Genomic DNA, 6,820 nt, shown 5'->3' on the forward strand with positions numbered 1-6,820 from the left:
CGCACTGTCGGGGATGCGCGGCCGCGAGACCGCTGATGCGGCCCAGTCTCGTGTGCACCGGCAACCGGCGGGCCGGCTTCCATCGCCAGGGCGCCGCGGAGTTTCGCCCCGCAGATCCCCTGACCGATCGCCGCCTTGAAGCCCGGGCATTCGACCAGTGGTACGTGGTCGCAAGTCGCCGCGTGGCTGAGGCTGTTGCGCATGCGGGACAGGCGTTCGATCTTCTCCGTCACCTCGGCGGCCTTCTCCGCCATGCGCTCGCGCAGGGCCGCGTCGGCCGGGGTGGCCGTCAGGAAGCGGGCGATCTCGGCGATCGTGAAGCCCGCGCCGCGTGCGCAGGCCACCAGGTCCAGGCGCTGCAGGACGTCCGGGGTGTACGTGCGCCGCAGGCCGTTGCGGCCCGCCGGGGTGATCAGGCCGCGCTTCTCGTAGAAACGCAGGGCCGAGGCGGTCATGCAGATCCACCACCTCGACTGCGGGTCCGTGCGGCCCGTCGACGCCCCCGGCCTGCCCACCGCGCCCGCCGTCGACCACTGCCTGCTGATCGAGGCCGGGGGCGACGGGCTCGTGCTCGTCGAAACCGGCCTCGGCCTCGGCGACGTCCGCGATCGCGGCGCCACCCTGGGCGGCGACTGGGTGGCCATGGCGCAGCCGCGCCTCGCCGAGGCCGAGACCGCCGTCCGGCAGGTCGCCCGGCTCGGCTTCGACCCGGCCGACGTGCGGCACGTCGTCGTGACCCACCTCGACGTCGACCACTGCGGCGGGCTGCCCGACTTCCCCGACGCCCGCGTCCACGTCCTCGCCGCGGAGCTCGACGCGGCCCTCGCCGAGGCGCCGAGCTTCCGCTACCGGCCCGCGCACTGGGCGCACGGCCCGAAGTGGGAGACCTACGACGCTCCGGACGGCGACGACTGGTTCGGCTTCGCGTCCACCCCGCTGACCGGCGTGGCGGCGGACGTCCGGCTGGTGCCGCTCGGCGGCCACACGGCGGGCCACGCCGGGGTCGCCGTCCACGACGGCACCCGCTGGCTGCTGCACGGCGGCGACGCCTACTACTACCACCGTGAACTCGCCGCCGACCCGGAACCGCACCCGGTGCTGGACATCGTCCAGACCCGCTCGGAACTCCACCACGACCTGCGGCTGGGCACGCAGGCGAGGCTGCGCGAGCCGGTCCGGCGGCACGGGGACGCGGTGACCGTCTTCAGCGCCCACGACCCGTGGGAGCCGGCGAGGCTGCAGGGTCAGGAGTCTTGGCGGGCGCGGACGTCCGCGGTCTCGCCGGTCAGGTACCCGGCCGTGCCGGTGAGGGCGAGCAGGCGGTCCAGTGCCGGCTGCCGGTCGTCCAGGTGCAGCCGGGCGCCCGTGGCCGTCACGACGCGGTACACCTGCATCAGCTCCGACAGCCCGGACGAGTCGCAGAAGCCGAGGGCGCCGCAGTCCAGCCGGACCGCGTGGACGCCGGGGTGGCCCGCCAGCCGGGCGGTGACCAGGCGCAGCAGCAGCCCGGCCGTGGCGAACTCCAGGTCACCCGTGATCGTCACGCGGGCGGTCGTCTCGTCCGGCGTGCTCCACGTGCACGTCAGGGCGTTCTTCATGCCGGCAGCTCCGCTCCGGCGGCCTGTCCCGCCAGGTTCGTGCGCGCAGCTTGGAGCAGGCCGGTCGCCCGCGGGAAGTCCCGTAGCTCCGCCCCGAGCAGCTCGAGGGCGGGCACGAGGGAGGCGGCCGGGACGCCGCGCGCGGTGAGGATCCCGGCGGTCCAGGTCAGGAACCCGGTGAACAGCTCGGCGTCGCCGACGTAGAGGGCCGTGGCCAGGAACTCGACGATGTGCGCCAGGTCCTCGGCCGTGTACTGGCGCTGCAGGTCGGTGTAGGAGCGCATCGCCGGGATGCGCTCCTCCAGGCCGGCCAGGACGGCCTTCACCAGCCGGCCCGAGCTGCGGGTGACCAGCGTGTACTCCTGGTCGGCCAGGTGCGGCAGGTCGTCGAGGGGCTGGTGCGCCGCGTGCGGGCGGGGGAGCGGCCGGGCCAGCCGGTCGGCGGCCGAGCGCGCGTCCGGGGCCCAGGCCTCGGCACCCAGCAGCCGGGCGTAGCGGCCGTCGGGCCCGAAGGCCGCGCCGCCCGCGATGACCGGGGTCGCCGCTGCCTGGCACGCGGTGATCGTCGCGTGGGCCGTCGGGAGCCGGGTCGCGATCGACCCGGACAGCGCGACCGCGTCCGGGCCGGTGCGGTGCAGGTGGGCCACCAGGTGCGGGGCCGGCACCTGCGCGCCGAGGTAGTCGACCTGGAACCCGCGCAGGCGCAGCACCTCCGACAACAGCCGGGCCGGCATCGCGTGCCATTCGCCGTCGACGCAGGCGACCGTGATCCGGCCCAGGTGCGGTTCGGGGCGGCGCAGCACGTAACCGAACGTGGCGATGACGCGGTCGTTGATCGCGGTCGCCGCGTGTTCCTGCGCGACGGTGAGCCGGTTCGCCGCCCATTCGAGGCCGACCCGCCGCTGCACCGCGCCGATGACGTCGAGCAGCACGCTTTCCGGGTCCGTCCCGTCGCCGAGCGCCTGGACCACGACGTCGCCCGCGGCGTACTCGTCGCCGGTCGTGACGGCGTTCCAGAGCCGTTCGGCGTGTTCGGCCACCGCGGTGCCGCGGGTAGCGGTGCTCATGCGGTGTACCTCCCGCGCCCGTGGCCGCCGACCGCGGCCAGGTGCTGCCCGCGCGGCGCGGTGATCGCCACCACGGCCATGTCGTCGTGGGTGCCGCGCCCGATCCACTGCGAGGCGAGCATCTGGACGCGCTCGACGACGGCGTCGGCCGGCATGTTCGCGCACTCGGCGACGGCCTGCTTCAGCCGGTCTTCGCCGAACATGGCGTCCCCCAGCGGGCCGCCCTTCGCCTCGATGATCCCGTCGGTGTAGAGCAGGCAGGTTTCCCCGGGGTGCAGGGTGACGTCCGCGCTCACCGACGCGATCTCGGGCAGCACGCCGATCAGGGTGCCGTGGCTCTCGGCCTCTTCGACCCGGCCGTCGGCCCGCACGATCAGCGGCGGCGGGTGCCCCGCGCAGGTCACGCGCAGCCGGACGTCCGCGCCTTGGCGCCGCGCGGAGGCCAGCACCAGTGTGACGTACCGGGCGTCGGCGTTGTCGCCGAGCGTGCGGTTCAGCAGGTCGAGCAGCCGGTGGTGGTCGCCGGCCATCGGCAGCAGCGCCCGCAGCGTGGTGCGGATCTTGCCGGTCAGCACGGCCGCGTCGAGGCCCTTGCCGCAGACGTCGCCGAGCACGGCGAGGGACTCGTCGCCGTCGGCGGTGATCGCCGAGTGGACGTCGTAGAAGTCGCCGCCGATCCGCTCGCCGTCGCGGGCCGGGCGGTACCGGCCGGCGAACTCGACGCCGCCGAGCTGCTCGAGGGTGGGCGGGAGCAGCTCGCGCATGAGCGTGTCGGTGATCGACGCCTGCAGCGCGAACACCCGCGCCGCCGACATCGCCGCGCCCGCCCGCGCCGCGAACAGCCGGGCGAAGAGTTCTTCCTGGTCGGTGAACGACGCCCGGTCGTCCCGGCGCAGCAGCACCAGCGCGCCGGCCGGGACGCCGTGGCCGGGCAGCGGCGTCACGACGATCGAGCCGACCGGCCCGAAGCCCGCCGGCAGCACCCAGCGGGGTGCGGCGTCCGGGTCCAGCCAGCGCGACGGCACCGGCGGGAAACCCTGCAGCGCCTCGCCGAGCCCGGGCAGCTCGTCGGGGTCGATCGTCATGCTCGACCGGACCGGCTCGCCGCCGCGCACGCAGGTGACGGCCGGGAAGTTCCCGCTGGTCGTCGGGGCCAGCAAGAGCGCGGCGTCGGCGAGGTGCTGCGCGGCCAGCCGGGCGGCCACCTCCATGCAGCGGTCCAGGTTGAGCGAGCCCAGCAGCGCGGCGGAGGCTTCGCTGAGGAACGTGGTCTGCTGCTGCTCGCGGGCCAGCGCGTCGCGGGCCGAGCGGGTGTCGGTCTCGTCGAGCAGCCACCAGGTGACGGCGTCGCCGTGCGGGATCGGGTGCGCCGCGAAGCACCGCTCGCCGACCTCGCCGCGAACGACCTCGGCCGAACCGCTTTCGTGCGCGGCGGCCAGCCAGGCGGTGACCGTGTCCGCCACCGGGCGGCCGGGGGCGGCGGCGGGGAAGAGCAGGCGGGCGGCCTCGTTGAGCGAGCGGATCACCCCGGCGTCGTCGGCCACCAGGGCCGCGACCGGCGCGGCGGTCCAGCCGCGGGTGCCGTCGACCGGGGCGGCCGGCGCGGTGCGCGCCGGGTCAGCCACGGGCCCCGGCCGGATCCGGGTCGGTGGTCAGTTCCGCCCACAGCGTCTTGCCGCTGGGCCGGCGCAGCTGCCCCCAGGCGGCGGCGCAGCGCTCGACCAGCAGGAGCCCGCGCCCGCCGTGGTCCGACGGCGTCCGGCGGCGGGCGGCTTCGCCGCCGCCGTCGTCGACCTCGATGCGCAGCTTGGCGGCGCCGGGCAGCAGCCGGACGTGGTAGGGCGCGCGGCCGTGGCGCAGGGCGTTCGACGTCAGCTCGTCGACCACCATGACCGCGGTGCTGACGAAGTTCGCCGGAAAGCCGCGCAGGACGGTGCGGACCCAGTGGCGCACCCGCGCCAGCTCGGCGAGTTCGGCGGAGATGCCGAGTTCGTGCCGGACAGATCGCAGTTTCACGTCGGCCTCCTTCGCCGTGCCTGGCCCCTCGGGGAGGCCGTCCCCTTCTTCATGCCCGGAACCGGGGCCGCTGACACGGGTATCGGAGGTGGTCATGCCGCCCCCCAGGAAGCTTCGACCGCTTCGAGGGCCGGGTGCACCGGCATGACGTCGCCGAGACCCAGCAGGGTGATGGGCCGGGACACGGCCGGTTCGGCCGTCACGACGGCGAACCGCCCGCCCGCCGCGTGCAGCCGCCGGGCCAGCCGGAGCAGGACCTGCAGGCAGCTGGAGTCGCAGTACCGGACCTCGGTCATGTCGGCGACGACCCGCGTGACGCCGGCGTCCGGCGTGAGCAGGTCAGCGAGCCGGGGCGAAACCGCGAAGTCGAACTCACCGCGCAGGGTGTAGACGGTCAGTTCCCCGGCGTCGCACGCTTCGAGCGACCAGCCGTCACCGGAGAACCGCTGCCGGGGCCGCGCTGCGTCGGTGGTCATCAAGAGCTCCAGAATGGGGATCGGGACGCGGGCTGGCGGCTCAACCCCGTTCCGGTCGCAATCTACCAGCGCTGTCGACCCCGGGCAGGCCGGTGTGCGGTCACGGTCCTTTGAGGACTTCCTCCGGCCGGGCCGGTTCGGCGGCCGGTGCGGGCTCTGTGACGTGCGGCACGACGGCGGTGTTGACCGTGCGGGTCAGCCGTTCGTAGGGCGCCCGGTGCTCGTTGTCGAGCAGCACGGCCAGCGGCGTCCAGATCCCGACCACGAACACCGACGCGGCCAGCGCGACCGGCAGGAGCAGCTGTTCCGGGTGCCGGCCCAGGTCCCAGCGGTCCAGGTCCAGCAGCAGCCAGGTCAGCCACAGCGGCGAGAGCAGGACGCCGTTGCGGACCAGCAGCGCGACCGGTCCGGCCCGGCGCCCGCCCCGGCGCGTCACCCGCAGCAGCATGGCCCGCTTGCCGGGCGTGGACCCGGTCACCGCGGGCAGCACGACGAACCAGACGAGGGCGAGGATGACCACCGGCGTGTCGCGGTGGCGCAGGTCCTCGCCGAACAGCGTCAGCAGGCCGAACAGGAACCCGAGCAGCGCGGCGAACCCGAGCAGGTCGGTGGCCAGCGCGAACAGCCGCCGGGTGAAGGTGACCTTCGCGGCGTACCGGCGCCGGTCGTGCTCCGGTTCCGGCGACGGGAGCAGCCGGCCGAGCGGCCCGGCCAGCAGCCAGCCCACGACGACGCCGGCCGTGTTGAGGATCAGGTCGTCGACGCTGAAGAGCCGGTACGGGCACGGGTAGACGAACCACAGGCCGGTCAGCTGGGTCAGCTCGAAGAACAGCGACACGCCGAAGCCGATCAGCGCGGCGGGCAGCAGCCGCACCCGTTGCGCGTACCGCACGTAGAACCCGAGCGGGGCCAGCATCACGACGTTGAGCGCGGTGGTCCAGACCGCCGGGTTGTGCAGCAGCGCGCCGGGGCCCCAGTGGCCGCGGGCCCGCTGGGACACCACTTCGACGAAGTAGAACGGCCGCAGCTGCGGCGAACTCGCGTAGGTGTGCCCGGCGCAGTACGCAGGGTCGGCGGGCAGCGGCAGGACGGTCTGCGTCGCGATCGCCAGCAGGTAGAAGAGGAACGTGTAGAAGACGAAGGTCGGCCAGCCGCCGGCGCGCCCGCGGCGGCGGTAGCTGACGAACGCGGCCGGCAGCATCACGGCCAGCACGAGGAACGGGAAGAGCAGCAGGGCGGTCCGGACGGGGACGAGGTAGGTGGCGACCACGGAGCCGGTGGTACCCAGCCGCGGGAGCGGTGAAGCGTGCATTCCCCCGGACGGCTGGGCGCTCACCAACGGCGGCTCACTGCGGAGGCGCGTCCTGCTGCCCGCCGCCCTGCTTGTGCAGGAATTCCTTGGCCTTGTCGGACCCCTGGTCGATCTTGTCGGCGTGGTCGCCGAAGCGCTGCTTGGCCGCGTCGGCCGCCTTGTCGACACCCTGGTCGGCCTGGTCCGGGTGCTTCCCGAGCGCTTCCTTCGCCTTGTCGAACATGTTCATCGGTTCGCCTTTCGTTCGGGATCGGTCTTCGGACCCTCCGAGGAGAACACCGGCGGCCGCGGGCCGCAACGCTGCTTCACCTGGGGTGGGGAAAAGGGAGGGTTGCGCGGGTGAAAGGCGAG

At 74.4% G+C, this 6,820-nt stretch carries 7 protein-coding genes and 2 pseudogenes; 1 reads left to right on the forward strand and 8 read right to left on the reverse strand.

Going from position 1 to position 6,820, the window contains the following annotated elements; genetic code table 11:
- Positions 1–194 precede the first annotated feature (194 nt).
- Positions 195–455 (reverse strand): annotated as a pseudogene (locus tag C2L59_RS48725) (MerR family transcriptional regulator); the annotation flags it as partial.
- Here C2L59_RS48725 and C2L59_RS09765 point away from each other — a divergent pair.
- Positions 454–1,086, forward strand: a pseudogene (locus C2L59_RS09765) (MBL fold metallo-hydrolase); the annotation flags it as partial. The pseudogenes C2L59_RS48725 and C2L59_RS09765 overlap by 2 nt on opposite strands.
- A 158-nt stretch (positions 1,087–1,244) precedes the next feature.
- Here C2L59_RS09765 and C2L59_RS09770 read toward each other — a convergent pair.
- The 7 genes from C2L59_RS09770 to C2L59_RS09800 form a co-directional block, all read right to left on the reverse strand.
- A complete protein-coding gene (locus C2L59_RS09770; protein WP_103349203.1) occupies positions 1,245–1,598 on the reverse strand; it encodes an STAS domain-containing protein in 354 nt (117 codons plus the stop codon).
- Positions 1,595–2,665, reverse strand: a complete 1,071-nt coding sequence (locus tag C2L59_RS09775; RefSeq protein ID WP_103349177.1) for a B12-binding domain-containing protein — start codon at positions 2,663–2,665, stop codon at positions 1,595–1,597. The genes C2L59_RS09770 and C2L59_RS09775 overlap by 4 nt, the downstream gene beginning before the upstream one ends.
- On the reverse strand, positions 2,662–4,290 hold the full coding sequence (locus tag C2L59_RS09780; RefSeq protein WP_103349178.1) for a PP2C family protein-serine/threonine phosphatase: 1,629 nt from the start codon (positions 4,288–4,290) through the stop codon (positions 2,662–2,664). The genes C2L59_RS09775 and C2L59_RS09780 overlap by 4 nt, the downstream gene beginning before the upstream one ends.
- Positions 4,283–4,681 carry an ATP-binding protein gene (locus C2L59_RS09785; RefSeq protein ID WP_103349179.1) on the reverse strand — a complete coding sequence of 133 codons (399 nt, stop codon included), beginning with the start codon at positions 4,679–4,681 and terminating at the stop codon, positions 4,283–4,285. The genes C2L59_RS09780 and C2L59_RS09785 overlap by 8 nt, the downstream gene beginning before the upstream one ends.
- A 92-nt stretch (positions 4,682–4,773) precedes the next feature.
- Positions 4,774–5,157 (reverse strand): STAS domain-containing protein, encoded by a 384-nt coding sequence (locus tag C2L59_RS09790; RefSeq protein ID WP_103349180.1) that lies wholly within the window; start codon positions 5,155–5,157, stop codon positions 4,774–4,776.
- Between the two features lie 100 nt (positions 5,158–5,257).
- The gene (locus C2L59_RS09795) at positions 5,258–6,427 is read right to left on the reverse strand and encodes a VanZ family protein (protein WP_103349204.1); all 1,170 of its coding nucleotides are present in this window, start codon (positions 6,425–6,427) and stop codon (positions 5,258–5,260) included.
- 76 nt (positions 6,428–6,503) lie between these two features.
- The gene (locus C2L59_RS09800) at positions 6,504–6,698 is read right to left on the reverse strand and encodes an antitoxin (RefSeq protein WP_103349181.1); all 195 of its coding nucleotides are present in this window, start codon (positions 6,696–6,698) and stop codon (positions 6,504–6,506) included.
- Positions 6,699–6,820: the final 122 nt, after the last annotated feature.

Origin of the sequence: Amycolatopsis sp. CA-128772, from assembly GCF_002904295.1 — a bacterium.
Classification (GTDB): Bacteria; Actinomycetota; Actinomycetes; order Mycobacteriales; family Pseudonocardiaceae; genus Amycolatopsis.

Excerpts from the sequence above, each read along its gene's own strand:
- C2L59_RS09770 (WP_103349203.1), bottom strand. The coding sequence starts at position 1,598 with ATGAAGAACGCCCTGACGTGCACGTGGAGCACGCCGGACGAGACGACC.
- C2L59_RS09775 (WP_103349177.1), bottom strand. The coding sequence starts at position 2,665 with ATGAGCACCGCTACCCGCGGCACCGCGGTGGCCGAACACGCCGAACGG.
- C2L59_RS09790 (WP_103349180.1), bottom strand. The coding sequence starts at position 5,157 with ATGACCACCGACGCAGCGCGGCCCCGGCAGCGGTTCTCCGGTGACGGC.
- C2L59_RS09800 (WP_103349181.1), bottom strand. The coding sequence starts at position 6,698 with ATGAACATGTTCGACAAGGCGAAGGAAGCGCTCGGGAAGCACCCGGAC.